Genomic DNA, 22,010 nt, shown 5'->3' with positions numbered 1-22,010 from the left:
CTGCAATTAAAGCGCGCCCGGCGATAATTTTTCGCCAATAGACGAGGCCGGAGCGCGGAAGGCGATACGTGAACGTTCGGCTTCGAAGGGCTCCGCTTACGGAGGCCAGATGGCCGTGGCAATCATCGCCGGATGAAGCGCGGACATCATGCCCGCTGCTGCGTGATCCTGTTTCTTTGTGTTTGCCGAGCGTGCGGCGGGAGCCGCATCCGAACGGGGGAACGCCTTGTTTAAGATCGCCAGAGCCAATGTAGCCGTACCTTTGACGCCCGGCTCGTTTGATGACGCCAATCAAAATCACGAGATGTTGGCGCAGTTTTCCGTTTCCGAAGCCTGGACTGGAGATTTTTCGAGCGGCATGCTCCGTCTCGGCGAATGGAGCGCGATGCTGCACGGCCTTGCCGCACGGGAATGCGGACTGCTCAGCCTGATCCGCTGCTATGATGCCAAGGACCGCAGCCACATATTGGAGTTGTTCGAGCAGGCGGCGACGCTCTGCTCCTCCTTCTGTTTTTCGACGACGATCATCATGCCGAACGGCTTTCGCCAGCCGCTCTTCTGCATGGGCGAGTCCAACGGTCTCGAGCAGAAATACAGCGGCAGCATGGTCGGCGTCTTCGTCTTTCCGCGATTCAAGCTGGAAGGCACAAAGCAGATCACAAGTCGGCGATAGGCCGGAAATCAAGATAAAAGGCCGCCTCGAGGGCGGCCTTCGTGCTTTCCAGCGATCCGTCCGTTACTCCGGCTTGACCGGTATGTTGAGGCCCCTGGCACTTGCCGGACGGGCGATGCAACGCTCCAGCCAATCCGAGACAGCGGGGAATTTCGCATATTCGAGCACCTCTCGGCCGCCATAGAAGATATCGGCGCCGCGAACCCAGGTGAAGGTGGTGATGTCGGCGATTGTATAGAGATCGCCCATGATCCACTGACGACCCTTCAGCCTGTCTTCGAGCACGCCGAGCAACCGTTTGGATTCATCGCGATATCGCTCGACCGGATAGGAATTGTTGGCGACCTTGTCGGCGGCGAATTTATGGAAATGTCCGAACTGGCCGAACATCGGGCCGATACCCGCCATCTGGAAAAACACCCATTGGATGGTTTCGTAGCGACCCGCGGCATCAGCAGGGATGAGCTTGCCGGTTTTTTCGGCGAGATAAAGCAGGATCGCGCCGGATTCGAAAAGGCCGATCGGCTTTCCGTCCGGGCCGTTCGGATCGATGATCGCCGGAATGCGGCCGTTCGGGTTGAGAGATTCGAACTCCGGCGACTTCTGCTCGTTGGCGGCGAAGGAAATATAATGCGGCTCATAGGCGAGGCCGAGCTCTTCGAGGGCGACCGAGACCTTGACCCCATTCGGCGTCTGCAGGGAATAGAGCTGGATGATGTCGGGATTTTTCGCCGGCCAGCGGGTCGTGATCGGAAATGCGGAAAGATCTGCCATCGGATTCTCCATGTTGGGCGCCGACCATAAGAGACCCGGCTTGGCAAAGGCAAGCGGGGGGCAGCTAATGCATGTCGCCCAAAAGTGTGCGGCGGTTTTGGGCCAACGACATGCATGACCACAAAAGATCTAAGCGCGTCGCATGAATCCGGTCGAACGCGGCGCGCTTTGGAGATCGTTCCATATTAGTGAACGAAGTGTCCCCTTTCGTTTATCTTTCCACAACGCAAGAAAAGAGCGACATAGAGGCATCCGAGGTCGAACCGGTGCCGGGGCACCAAGATCTCCAAAGTCCTTGAAACGGAGACAACGTCCATGTCGAACAACGTCATCATCCTGATTGCCCGTATTCTTCTTTCCTTCATGTTCATCCTTTCCGGCTTCATGAAGCTCACCGATCCTGCCGGTACTGCGGGCATGATCGCCGGTGCCGGCCTGCCGGCAGCAACCCTGCTGGCCTATGTCGCAGGCCTTTTCGAACTGCTGGCCGGCCTTGCGGTTCTCACAGGCTTCCAGGTCCGCATTGCCGGCTGGCTGCTCGCCGCCTTCTGTGTCTTCACGGGCATTGCCTTCCACCTGCCCTACGCGAGTGGCACGGAACTCGTGAACATTCTCAACCAGATCATGGTCATGAAGAATATCACGCTGGCCGGCGCGTACATACTGCTCGCCACCGTCGGTGCCGGTGCCTATTCGATCGACGCACGCCGCGGCGCCTACGCAGCCGCCTGATACCAGCAGACATCCTCCCATAAATGCGAAAACCCGCCGTCACCCGACGGCGGGTTTTCTTGTGCCTTGATGACGGGGATCAGAGGGCGGCGCGCACCGCGTCGATGATCGCCTGGACCGCCGGTTCGTCCGCATGGCTCTCCTTGCGGGCGCGCACGAGGCAGGCCTGCGAATGCAGGATGACGCCGTCCTGGAGCACCTTCAGGTGGTTGGCACGCAGCGTCGAGCCGGTGGAGGTGATATCGACGATGATATCGGCCGAGCCGGAGGCGGGAGCACCCTCGGTGGCGCCCAGGCTTTCGACGATGCGATAAAGCTGGATGCCGTGCTGGCTCGAAAAGAACTGCTGGGTCAGTCGCCAGTATTTGGTGGCGATGGCAAGGCGCCGGCCGTGGCGGGCGCGGAAATCGGCGGCGACATCGACGAGATCGGCCATGGTGTCGACATCGAGCCAGATCTCCGGCACAGCGACGACGACATCGGCATGGCCGAATCCGAGGCGGGCGCAGAATTCGACGCGCTTGTCGACCTCGGCAAAACCTTCCCGCATCAGATCCTCGCCGGTGACGCCGAAATCGACGGTGCCGTTGCCGATTTCGCGGGAGATTTCGGAAGCCGAGAGGAAAGCGATTTCCACATCGTCCCAGCCTTCGACGCGGCCGCGATAGGAGCGGTCGTTACCAACAGCCGAGATCGTCATGCCGGCACGTTCGAAGATCGCCGAAGCGTCCTCCTTCATCCGGCCCTTGGAGGGAAGCGCGATGGTGATGGTCATGCGGCTGCCCTTTCGGTTTCGATGCGGTCGAGCCAGAAGGAGAAGCCGACGGCCGGAATGCGGTCCGTCGCACCGAGGAAGGTCAGGAGCCGGTCGAAGCGGCCGCCGCCGGCTAGAACCGCGGTCGAACCTTCGACCGTCACCTCGAAGACGAGGCCGGTGTAGTAGTCGAGCGGCCGTCCGAAGGCGGCACGATAGTCGAGGCAGGAAAGATCGACGCCGGCATTGGAAAGTGCTGCGACACGGCCATTGAAACGGGAAAGCGCATTGCCGAGTTTCAGGCCGGCAGCATCGGCGAAACCGGAAAGGGCCGCGGACGCATTGACCAGCGGCACGTCGAGCGACAGGAACTCTTCCAAAACATGGAAGGCCGCATCGTCGAGGCGCGTTTCGGACAGGATGAGCTTTTCCTTGAGCCTTCGGGCGATCTCCAGCGCCGAACGGCCGGCATTCGTCGAATAGCCGGTCTTCTGCATCTCGCGCTCGAGATGGGCGACCAGCGCCTGCTCGTCGCCTGACGCGACCAGCCTGGCGATATCGTCGTCCAGACCGGTGACGAATTGCGGGCTGACGAGGCTGGCAAGCAGCGCCTCCAGCTGCGTCATATTGCCGAAGGCGTGGATCAGGCGCTTCTGCCAGCCAAGCGGCAGGCCGAGCGCCTGGACGACAGCCTCGAACACCGCCTGGTCGCCCAATGTCACCGACAGACGGCGGCCCGGCAGCAGGCGGGCGAGAATGCCGGTGGCATCGCCGATGGCGCGGGCATCGGCGTTTGACAGGTCGATATCGCCGAGATCCTCGATGCCGGCCTGATAGAATTCATTGGCCCCGTCGCGACGCTGGCGGAAAACCTCGCCGAGATAGGCGTAGCGCTTCGGCGTGCCGGTCGCCGTCTCGATGTGGCGCAGACAGACGGGAATGGTGAACTCGGGACGCAGGCAGAGGCTGGCGCCGGTTTCGCTCTCCGTCATGAAGATGCGGCGGCGCAGATCTTCGCCGGCGATATCCAGGAAAGGTTCGGCCGGCTGAATGACAGGCGTATCGATGCGCTCGGCGTTGCGGGCGACGAATTCGGCGATGAGGTCGTTGGAGAATTCGGGGAGGTTGATCAGGGGCATGCAGCGCTCCGAATAATAAGCGACGGGCGTGCCGGAAATGCCTCAGACATCACCGCCCGCCCTCTTCCGATCCTCGGCCTGTGCAGCAAGGATTTCCTTCACCTTGGCGACGAGGTCGGCTTCCGGCGCCGTCTCCTGCGCCACGCGCGCTTCGCGCCAGCTGGCATTGTCCCCGATCTCGCCGGAGAGCCGCTTGCCTTCGATCAGATCCTTGATCTGCACGACGCCTTCGGCGCGCTCGTCGCCGCCCTGGATGATGGCGACGGGGCAGCCGCGGCGATCGGCATATTTCAGCTGGTTGCCGAACTTCTTCCAATTGCCCTGGAACATCTCGGCGCGGATGCCGGCGGCGCGCAGTTCCTGCGTCATCTTCTGATAGCGGCCCATCGCCTCGACGTCGCCGTCCATGACGGTCACCAGCACCGGCTCGATGACCTCGCTGGCACCGAGCTTGCCGAGGTTCTTCAGCGCCGTCATCAGCCTGGAGACGCCGATCGAAAAGCCCGTCGCCGGAACCGGCTGCCCCATGAAGCGGGAGACGAGGCCGTCATAACGACCGCCGCCGCCGACCGAACCGAAGACGACCTTTTCGCCCTTTTCATTGGTGACGTCGAAGAGAAGTTCGGCCTCATATACAGGGCCGGTATAATATTCGAGGCCACGGACAACCGATGGGTCGATCTTAATGCGATCAGACTGATAGCCGGCAGCCGTCACGAGATGGTGGATTGTATCGAGTTCAGAGAAGCCCTGATTATAAGCGCCATTTTCTTTCAGCGCTTGATTTATCTCGTCTGCTCTCTCGGACTTCCTGCTTTCCAGGTAAGGCTGCCGTAGCACTACCGCGATTAGGAATTCCACAGCTACGGGATCAAGTCCTGCACCTTTGGTGAAGTCGCCGGATTCATCCTTGCGGCCAGGACCGAGCAGCAATGCCACGCCTTCCGGGCCAAACTTGTCGAGCTTGTCGATGGCGCGCAGCACGTTGAGCCGCTGGCCGGCCTTGTCGTCGCCGCCGAGACCGATCGCCTCGAGCACGCCATCCAGAACCTTGCGGTTATTGACGCGGATGACATAGTCGCCGCGCTTGATGCCGAGAGCTTCCAGCGTATCGGCCATCATCATGCACATTTCGGCATCGGCCTGAACACCAGGCGCACCGACGGTATCGGCATCGAACTGCATGAACTGGCGGAAGCGGCCGGGGCCCGGCTTCTCGTTGCGGAAGACGTAACCGGCGCGATAGGTGCGGTAGGGAAGCTGGATCTCGTTGAAATTCTCGGCGACATGACGGGCGAGCGGCGCCGTCAGGTCGTAACGCAGCGACATCCATTGCTCGTCATCGTCCTGCAGCGAGAAGACGCCCTCGTTCGGCCGGTCGCTGTCGGGCAGGAACTTGCCGAGCGCATCGGTATATTCGAACAGCGGCGTTTCGAGCGGATCGAAACCATAATGCTCATAGACTTCCCGGATCTTTGCCGTCATCTCGTTGACGGCGCGGATATCGCCGGCCGTCCGGTCAACGAAGCCGCGCGGCAGGCGGGCCTTGAGCTTTTGCGGTTTCTTCTGCTTGTCGTTCATTTCCGGGGATTCCACTGACTGTGACAGTGGCGGTTTCCTAGCGGATTGGGCGGGGAGCGGCAAGGGCGAAGGGTCTTGATGTGGCTGCGAGAATCGATTGAACGAAGGAGCTCCATCAGAAATGCGGATATGTTCATGATCACTGAGGCACTCCTCTATGCCGCGACCTTGCCGCTGACCGGCAAGCCGCATCGAAAGTTCATCCGCTATTCCGTCAATCTCTGGTCGCGGGCCGGGCGCTGCGCGGCGGATTGGGCCGAGCATGAGGAGATGAGCCGGAAGGCGATCCTGGCGGCGACGGCCGATCTCAGGCAGAAGCGGACCGCCGTCGTCCTCGGCTCCGGCCTGTTGCGCGATGTGCCGATCGAGGTGCTGGCGCGAGATTTCGACACCGTCTTTCTGGTCGATCTCGTTCATCTCGCTTCGGTGCGCCTGTGGCTGTCGGCCAAAGCCTATCGCAATGTCCGGCTGATCGAGCGCGATCTTTCCGGCTATGATGAACTTGCCGCCGGCCGCGAGCCCGAACCGCTCCGCTTCCTGCGCGCTGTGCCCTATCTCGATTTCGTGGTTTCCGCCAACCTGTTGTCGCAGATCGGCCGCGGCGTGAAACGGCGCCATGAGGCCGAGGCAGGGCGAATGCCGGAAGACACGGTGGAAAGGCTGATCGCGGCACATCTGACCGGACTTTCGGGGCTTCCCTGCCGCAGCTGCCTGGTGACCGACATCGCCTATGCCGTCATCGACCGCAACGGCAAGACGCATGAGGAGGCCGACCTGCTGCATGGCGTTTTAGCGCCGCCGGCAAAAGCAACTTGGACATGGCCGGTCGCGCCGCTTGGCGAAGAGAGCAAGGATTATAGGATCGAGCACAAGGTCATGGCTGCTTGGTGATCAGGATGTGACCGCCGGTCGCCTTGGCTTGTATCCAGCATTCGCCTATAAAACAGCATGCGCATGCTCGCCCTCATCACGATGTTGCTCGGCTGGCTGGTTTACAGCGCCATGTCCGCATGGGCCGGCTGTCCGACCTGTGCGTCGATGAATGCAGCCGTCATCGAAAACGGCATGCACCATGAGATGGCTGGCATGGATAGGCATGAGGCGGCGGGCAAGGCCGATCCGTTGAAAGACCCGTGCACCACCGGCAACTCCGCGCATATGCCGCTTTGCGCCGCCTGTCTTCTTCTGCCAGCGACGGTGACGGTCATGGATGGCGGAAAGTCCATGTTCGGCTATCCCGGCCCGGCGCTTGCCCGCGCCCTGGATGACGAGAGGCCGACACCGCAGCCGCCCCCTCCCCGACTGTCCTGAGACAACGACTATCCATGCGGAATGGGCGGCCCGGCCGCCTGGAAGACCTATTGTCAGACAGAGGAAGGAACTCTCATGTCTTTGAAAATCATCGCCCTCACCGCAATGCTCACCATCGTCGCCGCTCCGGTCCTTGCCGAAGACAAGCCGATGGACATGAGCAAACCGATGGGCAACCACGATGCGCCGAGCCACGCCTTCAGCGAGGCGAACGCCAAGATGCACAAGGATATGATGATCGAGTATAGCGGCGACGCCGATGCGGATTTCGTCCGCGGCATGATCCCGCATCATCAGGGTGCGATCGATATGGCCAGGATCGAGCTGCAATACGGAAAAGATCCCGATATCCGCAAACTCGCCGAAGCCGTCATCAAGGCACAGGAAGCCGAAATCGCCGAGATGAACGCCTGGCTCAAGGCCCACGGCAAATAATCGATCGTTGATGAAAAGGGAACGCCGGAAATGTCAGGCGTACCCCAAGACTTATGTTGGCGATCTCAGTCCTTCGGCTCGAAATCGGCCGGGCGGCGGCCGGCGCCCTGTCGCGCCAGCATCCAGCCCGGATATTCGGGCGCAAGCGCGCTCACCTCGTCGAGCCTCTTCATATCGCCTTCATCGAGCTTCAGCTTGACGGCGGCAAGGTTCTGGTCGAGCTGATCGACACGCTTGGCGCCGATGATGACTGTGGTGACGAAAGGCTTGGCGAGTATATAGGCGAGCGCCACGGTGGCGACGCTGACGCCGTGCTTTTCGGCGACCTCGCGCATGACGGCGACGCAGGCCCAGGCCTTGTCCGTGTCGACGGGCGGGAAATCGAAACTGGCGCGGCGACCTTCGCCGTTGCCGGGCGCGCCGGGACCGTACTTGCCGGAGAGCAGACCGCCGGCGAGCGGCGACCAGACCATCAAGCCAAGCTTTTCCTCCTGCATCATCGGCACGATGTCGCGTTCGAGATCGCGGCCGGCGATGGAGTAATAGGCCTGCACAGTTTCGAAACGGGCAAAGCCGCGACGTTCGGAGAGGCCGAGTGCCTTGGAAATGCGCCAAGCCTGCCAGTTGGAGACGCCGATGTAACGCACGAGACCGCGGGACACGAGATCGTCAAGAGCGCGCAGCGTCTCCTCGATCGGCGTCACCGTGTCGGTCGCGTGGATCTGATAGAGATCGATATGATCGGTCTGCAGGCGTTCGAGGCTCGCCTCGACCGAATCCATGATGTGGCCGCGCGAGGCGCCGCGGTCGTTCGGCTTGTCGCCCATAACGCCGTAGACCTTGGTGGCGATGACGACGTCCTTGCGCTTGACGTCGAGGTTCTTCAGCGCCTGGCCGAGCAACCTTTCGGACTCGCCGGATGAATAGACGTCGGCCGTGTCGATGAAATTGACGCCCGATGCAAGTGAGCGCTCGACGATCCGGTCGGCGGCATTCTGGTCGACATCGGCGATGGCGCCCCACATACTGCCCTGTTTGGCTTCGCCGAAGGTCATCGTACCCAGGCAGATTTCCGAGACGAAAAGTCCCGTATTTCCGAGTTGATTGTAACGCATGTCGAAAAATTCCTTTGTGTCTGCCGCAAGAGGGGCTTGCGAACTGCTGAACTTCATTTTTTGATTATTGGCCTGCATATGACACGCACAGCCGTGGCTGGCTGCAAGTGAGGCGATTTCCATGTAGTGCGGCGGCGGCGCTTTTCAACGCCGTACCTTGGCTGTGCGGAGGCGGGTGCCCTTGTCTCGACACAGGCAGCAGATAGATTGCCGGCCATATTTTAAGAGGTACGCATATGACGACGCGACCACTGACCACGATCGGCTTCGATGCCGATGATACGCTCTGGCAGAACGAACAATATTACCGGCTGACGGAAGCGCATTTCACCGGGCTTCTTGCCGATTTCGCCGAGGGTCCGAAGATTTCCGAACGGCTGCTGGAAGCCGAGAAACGCAACCTTCGCCACTACGGCTTCGGCATCAAGGGTTTTACGCTGTCGATGGTCGAAACCGCGATCGAGATCACCGAGGGCAAGGTTCCCGCGAGCGTGATCGCCAAGATCCTCGATACCGGCCGCGAACTGCTATCCCATCCCGTCGAGACCATGCCGCATGTGCGCGACACGCTGGAGGCGCTTGCCGGCAAATACCTGCTTGTCATGATCACCAAGGGCGATCTCTTCGACCAGGAGCGCAAGCTTGCCCAATCCGGGCTCGGCGACTTCTTCGATGCCGTCGAGATCGTCTCCGACAAGACGGCCGTCACCTATCGCCGCATCTTCGCCAAGGTCGGCGACGGGCCGGAACGGGCGATGATGGTCGGCAATTCGCTGAAATCGGACATCGTGCCGGCGATCGCCGCCGGCAGCTACGGCGTCTTCGTGCCACACGAACTGACCTGGGTGCTGGAACATGTGGACGAGCCGAAAGAGGCGCCGCGTTTCCGCAAGATCGACCACCTCGGCGAATTGCGCGAGCTGATCGACCGGCTCGGCTAAGCCAGGCGCCACCGCTGCCTCATTGCGGCTTCGGCGGGGCCTTCGGGAACAGCGAGGGGCGCTCCGGCTCGGCCGGCGGTTTCGGCTGCTGCGGGGCAGCCGCCAGCGGCTCGATCAGGATGCGGAAGGGAGCGCCGAGGCCGCGGCGCGGCGAGACCTTGGAATAATAGGGACGCAGCAGCCAGGTGGCGTTTTCCTTGATCGTCGTCTCGAAGCTCATGCCGTCCTCGTCGGTGCCGAAGAAGGCCTCGTCATCGGGTTTCGACAGGTCGAAAATCGCCAGGAAGGCAAATTTGCTTTTCGTCGAAAAGCTGATCTTCAGGTGCTGGCCGGCGCGCACCGGCAGCGTATAGACATGGCCATTGCCGAACTTCGTCCAGCCCTTCAACTGCATGGTGACGGCCGGGAATTGCAGCTTTTCCAGCTTCTCGCCAGGATCGAGCTGCGGCGTCTGCGCCATGGCGGAGACGGTCAGAAGGAAAAGGGCAGCAGCGGCGATCAATGTTCTCACGGAATGATCTTTCATGGGCGAACCAAAGCGGTGCGCATCGCCTCGACCTCGGGCCGGCAGAAGCAGCCTTCCAGATGATCGTTGACGAGACCCATCGCCTGCATGAAAGCATAAACTGTGGTCGGGCCGACAAAGGTCCAGCCGCGTTTCTTCAGATCCTTCGAAATGACCACCGATGTCGGCGTCGTCGGATTGGCGATGATATGCTCGCGGTCGACCACCGCCGGCCGCTCGTTATGGCCGGGCTCGTAGCGCCAGAAATAATGGGCGAGCGAGCCGAATTCGTCCTTGAGTTCGATTGCGCGCTTGGCATTGTTGATGGTCGAGACGATCTTGCCGCGATGGCGGATGATGCCCGCATCGGCAAGACAGCGAGCGACATCCCCTTCGCCGAAGAGGGCGACCTTGTCGAAATCGAAACCTGAAAAGGCGGCGCGGAAATTCTCGCGTTTGCGCAGGATCGTCAGCCAGGAAAGACCGGACTGAAAGCCTTCGAGGCAGATCTTCTCGAAGAGGCGGATGTCATTGGTGACAGGGCGGCCCCATTCCTCGTCATGATAGCGGAGATAGTCGGGCAGATTGGCATGCCAGTGGCAGCGGCTCCTGCCGTCCTCTCCGATGATGATGCCTGTCGCGCTCATGATCCTTCATTCTGCGGGGATCCGCTTCGTTCTCTGCTCATGATTCCGGCTTTACCATTTGCAAACCGTCTTTCCAAACCGAACGGTAACCCTGACGAAAAGTTTATCCGGTCGGTCGGCTTTTCATGAATCGATCTTTACCATTCGCTGGCGGATCGGGTGGCAGCGTCATTCCCGGGCGGAACATGTCCGCCAGCGCATTTTCGGTCATTTGTAGAGAGTTCGTCCGATGATGAAACAGCTTGTTCTTGCCGCAGCCCTCTTCGGCATCTTCTCCACGGCCGCCCTTGCAGACGACCGCTACGCCACCCGCCCGCCCGTCGTGCTCAGCCCCGATCTGACCGCGCCCTGGATCAACCAGCTGGGCGGCGGCAGGGTTCGTCCCGTCGTCTATCAGCGGCCGGTCATCCAGCCGCAGCAGCGCGGCCTTTTCCAGCGCCGGATCATCCGTCGGGCGCCGCAGGTTTCACCGCAGACCGTTTCGGCGATCAATCCCGGCATCCCGTCGATCCGTCGTCCGATCGAACCGCAATACCTGCCGCAGATGGTCGATTACGACACCACGGAAAAGCCCGGCACGATCGTCATCGATACCAACAACCGCTTCCTCTATCTGGTGATGCAAGGCGGCAAGGCGCGGCGCTACGGCGTCGGCGTCGGCAAGCCGGGGTTCGAATGGGCAGGCGCCCACAAGATCACCCGCAAGACCGAATGGCCGGATTGGACACCGCCTTCCGAGATGATCAGCCGCGAAGCCGCCAAGGGCCATTACCTGCCGGCGCGCATGGATGGCGGGGCGGAAAACCCGCTCGGCGCCCGCGCCATGTATCTCGGCTCGACACTTTACCGCATCCACGGCACCAACGCCCCCTGGTCGATCGGCAGCGCCGTTTCCTCCGGCTGCATCCGCCTGCGCAACGAAGACGTCGTCGACCTCTACGACCGCGTCAATGTCGGGACCCGCGTCATCGTCATGTAACGGCGGCGCAATACTTACAGCGCCGCGTGTCTTGTTCTGATGCGCAAAGGGCGCTGTAATCCTTTAAATTGCTGCATAATTTCTCCTTAAGTCGATTCCGATTTGAGGATAAATTATGCAGTGGGGGCCGCAAGAACATCCGGCTCCCCTTCTCCAAAAATGCTTTATCCGGCCACACCGATCTTGAATCGGGCAGAAGTTCATGTAGCTTCGAGCGGATTTGCTTGAGGGGAATCGATCATGATCAAACTAATGCCGGGTCTGGCTGCTGCCGGACTTGTCCTATCCTTGATGTCCACATCCGCCTTTGCTGCACCCGCCGGCTCCGCGTCCGACAATGCACGGCGCCCGGCGCAGATCGTGCGCGTCGCGCAGATGCCGAAATATGTGAAGCCGCAGTTCAAGCGCAAGAAAGTGCGCCTGGTAACGACGGAAGCCACCGGCACCGTCATCATCGATACCAACAACAAATATCTCTACCTCGTCGAAGGCAACAATCGCGCCACCCGCTACGGCATCGGCGTCGGTCGCGACGGCTTCGGCTGGTCGGGGGTCGTCAAGATCGGCCGCAAGGCCGAATGGCCGAGCTGGACGCCGCCGGCCGAGATGCGCCGCCGCGAAGCCGCCAAAGGACATATTATTCCTGCTTTCCAGGAAGGCGGCGAGGACAATCCGCTCGGCGCCCGCGCCATGTATCTCTACCAGGGCGGCCGCGACACGATCTTCCGCATCCACGGCACCAATCAGCCCTGGACGATCGGCCTCAACATGTCTTCCGGCTGCATCCGGATGATGAACCAGGATGTGACCCATCTCTACGATCGCGCGCCTGTCGGCACCAAGGTGATCGTCATCGGCCCCGGCAACAGGCAGGGCAAGGTGGCGTTCGAGGACAGGGGTATCGACGTGCTGCGCACCATGTTTGGCGGCTGAGCAACACTTACCAAAAAAACGAAAGGCGCAGTTTGACGCGCCTTTTGTTTTGCTTAGACTTTGCGGCGAAAAGCTGGCACACGTGCCTAAGAGTCGACATATTTATTTCGGGGCTATTCAATGACATCTGCGCTGCGTTCCTCAGCTTCCCTGCTTGCGGGCATCGCGTTTTTTACCATCTGTTCAGCAGTTTCCGCCTCGGCGGAAGACCTGCAATTCTCCATCTACGGCGGCTACCAGACCGCACCGCACAGCGGCGTCGATCTTTCCGACGGAGCGAGTTTCACCGCCGGCTGGGAAGGCAAGTCCTTCGGCAGCCCGCCTTATTACGGTGCCCGCGTCACCTGGTGGCTCGAGAACTTCAACAAGCCGAACTGGGGTATCTCGCTCGATTATACCCATGACAAGGTCTATGCGGACGACGATACGCTCGCCAAGGCCGGCTGGTCGCATTTCGAATTCACCGACGGCCTGAACCTGATCACGGTGAACGGTCTCTATCGCTTCCAGGATCCGACCCGCCGCTGGACGCCCTATCTCGGCGCCGGTATCGGCGTGAACATTCCGCATGTCGAAGTGATTCGCCCTGAGGGCAAGACCTGGGCCTATGAATTCGGCGGCGTGACGCTGCAGGCCCAGGCCGGCGTCGACTTCAAGGTAACCGAGCGCTGGTCGACCTTCGTCGAATACAAGGGAACCTATTCGCGCATCGACGTTCCGATCGACAGCGGCGTGGACCTGAAGACCAACATCTTCACGAATGCCGTCAACGTCGGCGTATCGTTCCACTGGTAACAAATTTCAGCTGCGGTGCTATTTGGTGCCGCAGCTGACCTTGCCCTCGACGGCATAGGGTTTTTCACCGCCTTCGATCGTCAGGGAATAGCTGCCGCTGAAATTTGCCGCCGGCTTGCCGCGCTCGCCGGCAATGACCACCAGATCCAGCGTTGCTCCCTCGGTATCATCACCGCCGCCGTCAAAGACCTCCATAAGCAGTTCGCCGTCGCGCGACCAGTGATTGGTCAGGTGCTGCGATTCGAAAACACGCTTTCCGAATACTGCCGATTGGGCCTCATCCTTGACGATCAACGCGCCGCGGAAATGATTGAGCTTGTGGCCGGCAGCGCTTTCGAAACCGCTTTCGAGCGTGAAGCGTGCTTCCTTGTCATCGGCGGAACAGAAATAACGGCTATTTGCATGGGCGGTGCCTGCCGCACCGAGCAGTCCCGCAAGCACAATCATTCCCCGCCACATCGTCTAAACTCCCGAGACCGGCCCGACGGGCCTTCGCAAGCTTCAGCCTAACGGCAAACCTGTTAATTTTTCCGGCACAGCGCCGCCGTAGGCCCAATCGAGCAGTTCGACCGTATGCAGGATCGGCATGCCGGTGCCGGTGGCGATCTGGGTGATGCAGCCTATATTGCCGGTAGCGATGACATCGGCCTTGGTGGCCTCGATGTTCTTGACCTTGCGCGCCTTCAGCGCAGCCGAGATCTCCGGCTGCATGATGTTGTAGGTGCCGGCAGAGCCGCAGCAAAGATGGCCTTCGGCCGGATCGCGCACCGTAAAGCCCGCCGCTTTCAGCAATTGCTTCGGCGCAAGCGTGATCCGCTGGCCGTGCTGCATGGAACAAGCGGAATGATAGGCGACCGTGACGCCCTTCGGCTTGTGCGCCGGCAGGTCAAGGGTTGCGAGATATTCGGTGACGTCCTTGGCGAGCGCCGAGACCCTGGCCGCCTTTGCAGCATAGGCGGGATCGAGGCGCAGCATGTGGCCGTAATCCTTGATCGTCGTGCCGCAGCCCGAGGCGGTGATGATGATCGCGTCGAGGCCCCGCCCGTCGATCTCGCGTGTCCAGATATCGACATTCGCACGGGCGCTTTCGAGCGCTTGTTCGGCGCGGCCCATGTGATGGACCAGCGAGCCGCAGCAGACCTCTCCTTCCGGCACCACGACCTCGACGCCGAGCCGCGTCAGCAGCCGGATCGCCGCTGCGTTGATGCCGGGATCGAGCACCGGCTGGGCGCAGCCGGAAAGGATCGCCACCCGGCCGCGCCGTTCCGTTTCGGGCTGATAGCTGCCGGGTTTTGCGAAGTCCGAAGCGGCGGGGATGCGGCGCGGCGCAAGCGCCAGCATGGCGGCGAAGGGTTTCAGCGCGCCCCCCCGCATCAGGCCGGCGAAGGGCCTGCCGAGACGGGCGAGTTTGAGCGCCAGACGGAAACGGCCGGGATAAGGCAACACGGCGGCAAGAATGGCGCGCGTCAGCCGGTTCATGAACGGGCGCTTGTAAGTCTTTTCGATATGGGCGCGGGCGTGATCGACCAGATGCATGTAATCGACGCCGGAGGGACAGGTGGTGACGCAGGCAAGGCAAGAGAGACAACGGTCGATATGGGTGACGACCTCGGCATCGGCGGGCCGGCCGTTTTCCAGCATGTCCTTGATCAGGTAGATGCGGCCGCGCGGACTGTCGAGCTCGTTGCCGAGCGTCACATAGGTGGGACAGGTGGCGGTGCAGAAGCCGCAATGGACGCATTTGCGCAGAATCTGCTCGGATTCGGCGACATCTGGATCGAGGAGCTGGGTGGGTGTGAAGTTGGTTTGCATCTAGCGGAATTCCCAAGGGATATTGGAGGTTCTGCTCGAAATACCCCCCTCTGTCCTGCCGGACATCTCCCCCACAAGGGGGGAGATCGGCAAGAGGTTGGACCATCGCTTCCTATCTGCCGTGTCGGGGTCGCAGTGCCTGAATTGTTTGGGGAAGTCGTAGCCCCCAGCCAATCTCCCGCCTTGTGGGGGAGATGTCCGGCAGGACAGAGGGGGGTATCTCAGACGCAGACCCATCTTGTTTCTCACCCCATCTTGCCCGGATTGAATATACCGGCCGGATCGAATTTTTCCTTCACTCGCCGAGACAACGTCGCCACCGCCTCGGGCTCCGGATGGAAGGCGGGTGTAACCGCCCTCGCCTCACCCGATGCACGAATCAGCGTCGCGTGGCCGCCGCCGAGCGCCTTGATGTAGCGACGGACCAGTTCCGCTTCGGGGCCGGCCTCCATGCGCATCCAGACGAGGCCGCCCTGCCAGTCGTAGAAGGCGTCGACGGCGGCCTCGAGGCGGAGTGCTGCGACCAGCTGATGGCCGGTGCCGGGGGCGACCGAGACGCGCCAGATCGGCCGCACGCTGCCGTCGGCATAGGGCAGCACGTCGCGGATTTCCTGCCAGAGCTTCTGGCTTTCCGGCTGTTCCAGCCGCGTGACCCTGGCGAAGGCCGACATGGCCGCCGCAAGCTTTTCGATGCGCACGTCGACCGAGCTCGGCAGGCCTTCGATGCGCAGAACGGTCGCCTCGCCCTCGGGCAATTTGCCGGCGAGGAATTTCCACGTCACCGTCAGCGGCAGGTGGGCGGCGCCCGAGACTTCCACCGGCAGGGCCATCGCCGCCGCCATGGCATTTGCCGCCTCGGCGTCGTTGAGACCCGATAGCACCACCGTCCGCTCCGTCTTCGGGCGCGGCGGCACACGGAAGGTGACTTCGGTGAGGAAGCCCAGCGTGCCGTGCGAGCCGGCAATCAACTTGACGAGATCGAGGCCGGTGACATTCTTCATCACCCGGCCGCCGGCCTTGATGATCTCACCCTTGCCGTTGACGAAGCGCACGCCAAGCAGGCTGTCGCGGGCGGCACCCGCGATCAGCCGGCGCGGACCGGAGACATTGGCGGCAAAGACGCCGCCGATGGTCGGCTCGCCGGATGTGCCCATCACAGGGCGATGATCCATCGGCTCGAAGGCGAGCATCTGGCCGTTCTCCGAAAGTGCCGCCTCGACTTCGGCCAGCGGCGTGCCCGATCGGACGGTCATGACCATTTCGCCGGAATTATAGGCGACGATGCCGGAGATTTCGGTCGAGCGCAGCCGGTCCTCGGCGGCAACCGCATTGCCGAAGCCCGAGCGGCTATCGCCGCCGCAGATCGCGAGCGGCTGGCCGCTTTCCGCATGGGCGCGGACGATCACTGCTGCCTCTTCCTCGGTCTTCGGCATCAGATCGATCATGCGGCGGGGCGCCCTTCGAGCGGGAAGACCTTCGACGGGTTGAGGAGCCAGCCGGGATCGAAGGCAGCGCGCGCCGCCATCTGCTGGGTGAGATCGGCCTCGGAATATTGGTGCCGCATCAGGTCGCGCTTCTCGATGCCGACACCATGTTCGCCGGTCAGGCAGCCGCCGGCATCGACGCAGAGCCTCAGAATATCGTTGCCGGCCGCTTCGGCGCGGGCGGCATCATCGGGATCATTGGCGTTGAAAAGGATCAGCGGGTGCATATTGCCATCGCCGGCATGGAAGACGTTGGCGACGCGCAGGCCGTAATGATCGACGATCTCGGCGGTCCGCTTCAGCACGTGGGAGAGCTGGCTGAGCGGCACGGTGCCGTCCATGCAGATATAGTCGGCTATGCGGCCGGTGGCGCCGAAGGCGGATTTGCGACCCTTCCAGATCAATGCCGCCTCGGTCGCCGACTGGCATTCGCGCACGGTCTTCACAGCGTGCCGGCGGGCGATCTCGACGATGTCCTTCAGCGCGGCGTCCATTTCCGCTTCCGACCCCTCGACCTCGACGATCAGCAGTGCGCCGACATCGAGCGGGTATCCGGCATGGGCGAAGGCCTCGCAGATCTCGATCGCCGGCTTGTCCATGAATTCGATCGCAACCGGGATGATGCCGGCGGCAATGACATCGGCAACGCAGGCGCCCGCCTCCTCCGAACTCTCGAAGCCGAAGAGCACCGGGCGCGCGCCTTCCGGCTTGGCGATCAACCGCACCGTCGCCTCGGTGACGATGCCAAGCTGGCCTTCGTGGCCGCAGACGAGGCCGAGTAGGTCGTAGCCTGCCGCATCCAGCGCCTTGCCGCCAAGCTCGATCACGGTGCCGTCGACCAGCACCATCCTGACGCCGAGCAGATTATTGGTGGTGACGCCGTATTTCAGGCAGTGGGCGCCGCCGGAATTCATGCCGATATTGCCGCCGATGGTACAGGCGAGCTGCGAGCTCGGATCGGGCGCATAGAAAAAGCCGTCCGCGGAGACGGATTCGGAAATATTAAGATTGGTGACGCCGGCCTGGACCACGGCGACGCGGTTCGGCAGATCGATTTCGAGGATGCTGTTCATCTTCGACAGGCCAAGCACGACGGCATCCTCCTGCGGAATGGCGCCGCCGGAGAGCGAAGTGCCGGCACCGCGCGGCACGACGGGAATGCCGTAGCGGTTGCAATAGCGCATGACGGCGGAAACCTCAGCCGTGGTGCGCGGCAGGGCGACGGCGAGCGGCAGGCGGCGGTAGGACACGAAGGCGTCGGTCTCGAACGGCACCAGCTCGCGCGCCTCATGCACCAGGCATTCCGGCGGCAGAAGATCGGTCAGATCGGCAACGATCTGGGCTCGGCGCGCCAGCACGTCAGCGCGCGGCTCGAGAAACGAAATGGCGTCGGACATGGCGTTCTCCCTGGCCCTGACGACGGGGAATGACAGCGGGAAGATGATAACGGAAACCGGCCGCGAACCTCCCTGCCGCCGATAGACCGGCTTAGCACTTTCCCGAAAGTGGCGCAAATGCTAAGCACTTATGCCAAAAGGGGAAAAAGTCACAAAACCATATGACCAATCTGGGTGATCTCGAAATCTTTGCCAAGGTCGTTTCAACGGGAAGCATGTCGCTCGCCGGGCGGGCGCTCGGCTTTTCGCCGGCCGTCGTCTCCAAACGGATCAAGCGGTTGGAGGACCGGCTCGGCACCCGGCTTCTGCAGCGGACGACGCGACAGATCTCGCTGACGGAGGCCGGACAGGGTTTCTACGATCGCGTTCTCGGCATTCTCGCCGGGCTCGAAGAGGCGGAATTCTATATTTCCGGCCGCTCAGCGCAGATGCACGGCACGCTGAAGATCTCGGCCCCGACCTCCTTCGGGCGCATGCATATAGCACCGCATCTGAAGGATTTCATGGAGGCGCATCCAGAGCTTGCGATCAACCTGGTGCTGACCGACGAATTCAGCGACATCGTCGGCGGCGGTTTCGATCTGGCGATCCGCATCGCCGAACTCACCGATTCGAGCCTCGTTGCCCGAAGGCTGGCGCCGGTGCGCCGGCTGCTCTGCGCTTCGCCGGACTATCTTGCAGCGCATGGCGAACCGAAGCACATCGACGAGCTGAAACACCATCGCTGCCTGCCGGCCCACAATAACGACACCTGGCGGCTGAAGGGGCCGGACGGGGCGCTGAGTCTCAGGCCGGAAGGCTTGCTGATTACCAATTCCAGCGAGGTGATCCGCGAGGCTGTGATCGCCGGCCTCGGGATCGCGCTGCGCTCCACCTGGGATATCGGCGAAGAGCTCAAGAGTGGCCGGCTGGTGCAGGTGCTGCCGGCCTATGAGAGCTCGCACAATGTCGCGCTGTCGGCCGTCTATCCCAGCCGGCAGTTCCTGCCGGCCAAGGTGCGGCTGTTCATCGACTATCTGGCGGAACTTTATGGGCCTGTCCCCTATTGGGAGCGTTGACGCCGCTTCAGCGCGCCAGATCGAGATAGGCGTTCGCCACCATCGCATCGATATCGGCGGGCACAGACACGAGGCAGGATTGGGGACCGGCTTCGCCCCTGGCGATGCGTTCCAGGCAGCGGGCCTGAAGGGTGAAGCCGAGATCCATCGATTCGACGGTATTGCCGAGCGGCCGCGGGCCGGCGAGGTTGGCCATGTGGCCGCCACCCAGCACATGGAAGGAGCGGCCGTCGCCGAGATGGAAGGTCTCGATGTGATCGGCCTCATAGCGGTCGATGCCAACGATATCGGGATGGCGGCGGAAAGCCTCGACATCGATCTCATGCGGGAAATGACCACCATTCATCAGGATCGCGCCATCCTTGACGAGTGGCAGGTCGGCCGCCGTGACGATACCGGTAAAACCCGTGACGGTGATGATGATATCTGCCGAGCGGATCGCCGCATCGCGCAGCGGCGTGACGAAGCCGTCGAGATGGGCTTCGAGTGTCGTCACCGGATCGGTATCGACGACGCTGACATTGGAAAAGGCATTGCAGAAACAGGCGGCCGTGCCTTTGCCGCAGGCGCCGTAGCCGAACACCGTCACGCGTTTGCCGTTGGTGGAGCGGTTGGTGAAGCGCAGGTAGCTTTCGAACAGGCTCTGGCCGACGGCATGCCTGTTTTCGGCGAACTGCTTGATCGGGCTGTCGTTGATGACGAGGATCGGCATGTTCAGGCGCTCGCGCAGCGGCAGCAGCCGGGTGCGGCCGGAGGTGGTTTCCTCGGTGCCGCCGCGGAGATTGGCGTAGGTTTTTTCCGCCGCGATGGCGAAAAGATCGCCGCCATTGTCGAGCAGCAAATCGGGCTGTTCGGCGATCACTGCTTCGAGGCTCTGATGATGCGCGGCGGGATCGGTCGTCTGCGAGGCAAAAACCGTGATGCCTTCCGAACGCAGGAATTCGACCGTCGAAGGCTGGGTGCTGTTGAGATTGCCGGTGCAGACGAGACGGGCGCCGCCGGCGCGAAGCGTCATCAGCAGCGCTACCGTCTTCGGCTCCAGATGAATGCCGGTGCCGATCGACAGGCCCTCGAAAGGACGCGTCCGCTCGAATTCGGCGGCCGTCGCCTTAAGCAGCCGGCAGCTGTTGCCGATCCAGTCGATGCGGGTTGCGCTCTTTTCCATCATCTCTTTCCTATTTGCGTGTTGGTGCTATTTTTAGCCGAGCAACAGGGCGGCGAATATGGAAGTAATTCTGGCGAAGGGGCAGAAAAGCTGCCCTTTCAGGCCGGTGTCCCGCAACGAAGCAGCCAGCCGGATAAGGCGGCAAAGGCCGGCCGTTTCGCATCCGGCGTGCGGCAGCAGAGGCTATAGCCCGATGGCCGGGAGATGAAACCGTAGGGCGCGACCAGATGCCCGCGCTGAAGATCGTCCTCGATCGAAGCGCGTGGCGCAAGCGCGATGCCAAGCCCGGAGCGGGCCGCCCCCAGCGATAGCAGCAGATCCTCGAATTCTTGGGCACGGGAAAAGACGACCGGCGGCGTGCCGCTTTCGGCAAACCACTCGTCCCAGAGCTTCGGAACGCTGCGGCTGACAAGCATCGTCAGCCCGCCCATTGCCGCCGGGCCGCTCGATAGTGTCGCGGCAAGCGAAGGCGTCGCGACCGGGCCGAATTCGTCCTCCATGAACCGCAGGGCGGTGATGCCCGCGGCCGGCCGGTATTCGCCACCCATGATCACAGCGTCCAATTCGGGATGCATCTGCAGCGGTTCGACCACGGTCATCGGCACGATGTCGACGGTATGACCGAGGCTCGCCTGCATGTCCCCGACGCGCGGCATCAGCCACCAGACCGCGAAGGCGGAGGGCACGCCAAGGCGGATGCGGCCTGGCACCACACCTTCGAGTTCCGAAGCGGCGCGCTGTAGAATGTCGAAAGCCGCACTCGCGGCGGCTGCAAAAACGCTGGCCTGCAAGGTCGGGACCAGCCTGCGGCCGTCACGCGTAAAGAGCTTGCGACCGAAGTGATTCTCCAGCGTGTCGATCTGCTGGCGCACGGCGCCGCGCACCACATTCAGCTCTTCGGCAGCCTTCAGAATGCTGCCGTGACGGCAGACGGCCTCGAAGGCGCGGATGGCATTGAGCGGTGGAAGACGCATGGAGACGACATTCACAAAATCATAGTGGATCACTAGATCTCGCCATTGAACGAAAGGCAAGATCACGCCATATTGTACAGCTGTGCAATGTGACGCATTCGAGACAGGATGTGGCGGATTTTCCGAACCTGTCCCACCTCGATTTCCCTATGAACGGCGATCAAATCGCGTTTCGATCGTCACGCCTATTTTGGATTGAGTAAGCTTTCCGTGATATACGTATATGAGTGATTCCTAACGACGACTGCGAAGGTGACCCGACCATTGACTCTTCTCGCCCGACTGGCTTCCGATGTGCAACTGATGTTCCGGCGTCCGCCGCGACAGCAATATGGTGCGCTCTGCTATCGGGTAAAGAAGAAGAGCGGCGAGGTCGAGGTACTGTTGATGACCAGCCGCGATACCGGCCGCTGGGTCATTCCCAAGGGCTGGCCGATGACGTGCAAATGCGCCCATGAGGTCGCGATGCAGGAAGCCTTCGAGGAAGCCGGCGTCCGCGGCGTCGTCGAAACGGAGACGCTCGGCGCCTACACTTATTCGAAGGTGCTGCGCGACGGCGTGCAGGTGATCTGCAAGGTGCAGGTCTATGCACTCGAAGTCACCGACATGGCGAAAAACTTCAAGGAAAAGGGCGAGCGCCGCATCGAATGGGTCTCGTTCGACGAGGCGGCCGGGCGCGTGCGCGAACCGGAACTCCGCCACCTTTTCCTCGCCTTCAAACAAAGGATGGCCGACAGGCTTTCGGCCAAGGCTGCAAAACAAATTCCAGAAGTGAAACAAATTCCGGCAGAATGAATCCTGCCATC

At 61.8% G+C, this 22,010-nt stretch carries 24 protein-coding genes; 11 read left to right on the top strand and 13 right to left on the bottom strand.

The genetic code is table 11. The annotated features are described in order from the left end of the window. Positions 1-226: 226 nt before the first annotated feature. Positions 227-673: a hypothetical protein gene (locus G9X67_RS15385; protein WP_138328912.1), complete on the top strand. Its 447-nt coding sequence runs from the start codon at positions 227-229 to the stop codon at positions 671-673. A 63-nt stretch (positions 674-736) separates the two neighbouring features. Here G9X67_RS15385 and G9X67_RS15380 read toward each other — a convergent pair whose 3' ends face one another. Then, positions 737-1,447: a glutathione binding-like protein gene (locus G9X67_RS15380; protein ID WP_138328913.1), complete on the bottom strand. Its 711-nt coding sequence runs from the start codon at positions 1,445-1,447 to the stop codon at positions 737-739. A 315-nt stretch (positions 1,448-1,762) separates the two neighbouring features. Between G9X67_RS15380 and G9X67_RS15375 the strand changes: the two genes are divergently transcribed. Beyond that, positions 1,763-2,179 (top strand): DoxX family protein, encoded by a 417-nt coding sequence (locus G9X67_RS15375; RefSeq protein ID WP_138328914.1) that lies wholly within the window; start codon positions 1,763-1,765, stop codon positions 2,177-2,179. Positions 2,180-2,258: 79 nt separating this feature from the next. On the opposite strand, the gene hisG is transcribed toward G9X67_RS15375, so the two are convergent. The 3 genes from hisG to hisS are packed head-to-tail and all read right to left on the bottom strand — an operon-like array spanning position 2,259 to position 5,653. Further along, the gene (gene hisG, locus G9X67_RS15370) at positions 2,259-2,954 is read right to left on the bottom strand and encodes an ATP phosphoribosyltransferase (protein ID WP_138328915.1); all 696 of its coding nucleotides are present in this window, start codon (positions 2,952-2,954) and stop codon (positions 2,259-2,261) included. Next, the gene (locus tag G9X67_RS15365) at positions 2,951-4,072 is read right to left on the bottom strand and encodes an ATP phosphoribosyltransferase regulatory subunit (RefSeq protein ID WP_138328916.1); all 1,122 of its coding nucleotides are present in this window, start codon (positions 4,070-4,072) and stop codon (positions 2,951-2,953) included. The genes hisG and G9X67_RS15365 overlap by 4 nt, the downstream gene beginning before the upstream one ends. 42 nt (positions 4,073-4,114) lie before the next feature. Beyond that, positions 4,115-5,653 (bottom strand): histidine--tRNA ligase, encoded by a 1,539-nt coding sequence (gene hisS, locus G9X67_RS15360; protein WP_171599071.1) that lies wholly within the window; start codon positions 5,651-5,653, stop codon positions 4,115-4,117. A gap of 129 nt (positions 5,654-5,782) precedes the next feature. On the opposite strand from hisS, the gene G9X67_RS15355 reads away from it, so the two are divergent. The 3 genes from G9X67_RS15355 to G9X67_RS15345 all read left to right on the top strand — a co-directional run bounded on the left by G9X67_RS15355 (position 5,783) and on the right by G9X67_RS15345 (position 7,399). Further along, positions 5,783-6,544, top strand: a complete 762-nt coding sequence (locus G9X67_RS15355; protein ID WP_171599070.1) for a hypothetical protein — start codon at positions 5,783-5,785, stop codon at positions 6,542-6,544. A 57-nt stretch (positions 6,545-6,601) separates the two neighbouring features. Next, positions 6,602-6,964, top strand: coding sequence for a hypothetical protein (locus G9X67_RS15350; RefSeq protein WP_138328918.1), 363 nt, complete (start codon positions 6,602-6,604; stop codon positions 6,962-6,964). Positions 6,965-7,039: 75 nt separating this feature from the next. Next, positions 7,040-7,399: a DUF305 domain-containing protein gene (locus G9X67_RS15345; RefSeq protein ID WP_138328919.1), complete on the top strand. Its 360-nt coding sequence runs from the start codon at positions 7,040-7,042 to the stop codon at positions 7,397-7,399. 65 nt (positions 7,400-7,464) lie between these two features. Here G9X67_RS15345 and G9X67_RS15340 read toward each other — a convergent pair whose 3' ends face one another. After that, positions 7,465-8,514 carry an aldo/keto reductase gene (locus G9X67_RS15340; protein ID WP_138328920.1) on the bottom strand — a complete coding sequence of 350 codons (1,050 nt, stop codon included), beginning with the start codon at positions 8,512-8,514 and terminating at the stop codon, positions 7,465-7,467. A 236-nt stretch (positions 8,515-8,750) separates the two neighbouring features. Between G9X67_RS15340 and G9X67_RS15335 the strand changes: the two genes are divergently transcribed. Next, a complete protein-coding gene (locus G9X67_RS15335; RefSeq protein ID WP_138328921.1) occupies positions 8,751-9,455 on the top strand; it encodes an HAD family hydrolase in 705 nt (234 codons plus the stop codon). Positions 9,456-9,474: 19 nt separating this feature from the next. Here G9X67_RS15335 and G9X67_RS15330 read toward each other — a convergent pair whose 3' ends face one another. Beyond that, positions 9,475-9,981: a hypothetical protein gene (locus tag G9X67_RS15330; protein WP_138328922.1), complete on the bottom strand. Its 507-nt coding sequence runs from the start codon at positions 9,979-9,981 to the stop codon at positions 9,475-9,477. After that, the gene (locus G9X67_RS15325) at positions 9,978-10,607 is read right to left on the bottom strand and encodes a DNA-3-methyladenine glycosylase I (RefSeq protein ID WP_062943465.1); all 630 of its coding nucleotides are present in this window, start codon (positions 10,605-10,607) and stop codon (positions 9,978-9,980) included. The genes G9X67_RS15330 and G9X67_RS15325 overlap by 4 nt, the downstream gene beginning before the upstream one ends. A 229-nt stretch (positions 10,608-10,836) precedes the next feature. Between G9X67_RS15325 and G9X67_RS15320 the strand changes: the two genes are divergently transcribed. The 3 genes from G9X67_RS15320 (at position 10,837) to G9X67_RS15310 (ending at position 13,314) form a co-directional block, all read left to right on the top strand. After that, positions 10,837-11,586 carry a L,D-transpeptidase gene (locus G9X67_RS15320; RefSeq protein WP_003545770.1) on the top strand — a complete coding sequence of 250 codons (750 nt, stop codon included), beginning with the start codon at positions 10,837-10,839 and terminating at the stop codon, positions 11,584-11,586. A 240-nt stretch (positions 11,587-11,826) separates the two neighbouring features. Further along, positions 11,827-12,519 (top strand): L,D-transpeptidase, encoded by a 693-nt coding sequence (locus tag G9X67_RS15315; RefSeq protein ID WP_064651506.1) that lies wholly within the window; start codon positions 11,827-11,829, stop codon positions 12,517-12,519. Positions 12,520-12,639: 120 nt separating this feature from the next. Next, positions 12,640-13,314: an outer membrane beta-barrel protein gene (locus G9X67_RS15310; RefSeq protein WP_171599069.1), complete on the top strand. Its 675-nt coding sequence runs from the start codon at positions 12,640-12,642 to the stop codon at positions 13,312-13,314. Positions 13,315-13,332: 18 nt separating this feature from the next. On the opposite strand, the gene G9X67_RS15305 is transcribed toward G9X67_RS15310, so the two are convergent. From G9X67_RS15305 to G9X67_RS15290, 4 genes are all read right to left on the bottom strand, one after another. Beyond that, positions 13,333-13,773, bottom strand: coding sequence for a hypothetical protein (locus G9X67_RS15305; protein WP_138328924.1), 441 nt, complete (start codon positions 13,771-13,773; stop codon positions 13,333-13,335). A gap of 42 nt (positions 13,774-13,815) precedes the next feature. Then, entirely contained in the window at positions 13,816-15,126 is a 1,311-nt protein-coding gene (gene glcF, locus G9X67_RS15300) for a glycolate oxidase subunit GlcF (protein ID WP_138328925.1), read from the bottom strand. A 245-nt stretch (positions 15,127-15,371) separates the two neighbouring features. Next, a complete protein-coding gene (glcE, locus tag G9X67_RS15295) occupies positions 15,372-16,571 on the bottom strand; it encodes a glycolate oxidase subunit GlcE (protein WP_138328927.1) in 1,200 nt (399 codons plus the stop codon). Further along, positions 16,568-18,007, bottom strand: coding sequence for an FAD-linked oxidase C-terminal domain-containing protein (locus G9X67_RS15290; RefSeq protein ID WP_138328928.1), 1,440 nt, complete (start codon positions 18,005-18,007; stop codon positions 16,568-16,570). Before G9X67_RS15290 ends, glcE begins: the two co-directional genes overlap by 4 nt. A gap of 161 nt (positions 18,008-18,168) precedes the next feature. On the opposite strand from G9X67_RS15290, the gene G9X67_RS15285 reads away from it, so the two are divergent. Beyond that, complete coding sequence (locus G9X67_RS15285; protein WP_025393312.1) at positions 18,169-19,065, top strand: LysR family transcriptional regulator; 897 nt, start codon at positions 18,169-18,171, stop codon at positions 19,063-19,065. Positions 19,066-19,072: 7 nt separating this feature from the next. On the opposite strand, the gene G9X67_RS15280 is transcribed toward G9X67_RS15285, so the two are convergent. Continuing rightward, entirely contained in the window at positions 19,073-20,230 is a 1,158-nt protein-coding gene (locus G9X67_RS15280; RefSeq protein ID WP_171599068.1) for an adenosylhomocysteinase, read from the bottom strand. A gap of 98 nt (positions 20,231-20,328) precedes the next feature. Further along, positions 20,329-21,237, bottom strand: a complete 909-nt coding sequence (locus G9X67_RS15275) for a LysR substrate-binding domain-containing protein (protein WP_171599067.1) — start codon at positions 21,235-21,237, stop codon at positions 20,329-20,331. A 231-nt stretch (positions 21,238-21,468) separates the two neighbouring features. On the opposite strand from G9X67_RS15275, the gene G9X67_RS15270 reads away from it, so the two are divergent. Next, on the top strand, positions 21,469-21,999 hold the full coding sequence (locus G9X67_RS15270; RefSeq protein ID WP_171599066.1) for an NUDIX hydrolase: 531 nt from the start codon (positions 21,469-21,471) through the stop codon (positions 21,997-21,999). Positions 22,000-22,010 lie beyond the last annotated feature (11 nt).

Source organism: Rhizobium sp. WYCCWR 11152 (assembly GCF_013087615.1).
GTDB classification, from domain to species: Bacteria; Pseudomonadota; Alphaproteobacteria; order Rhizobiales; family Rhizobiaceae; genus Rhizobium; species Rhizobium indicum.
Note: the sequence above shows the minus strand (reverse complement) of the source record. Positions and strands in the feature narration are given on the sequence as shown.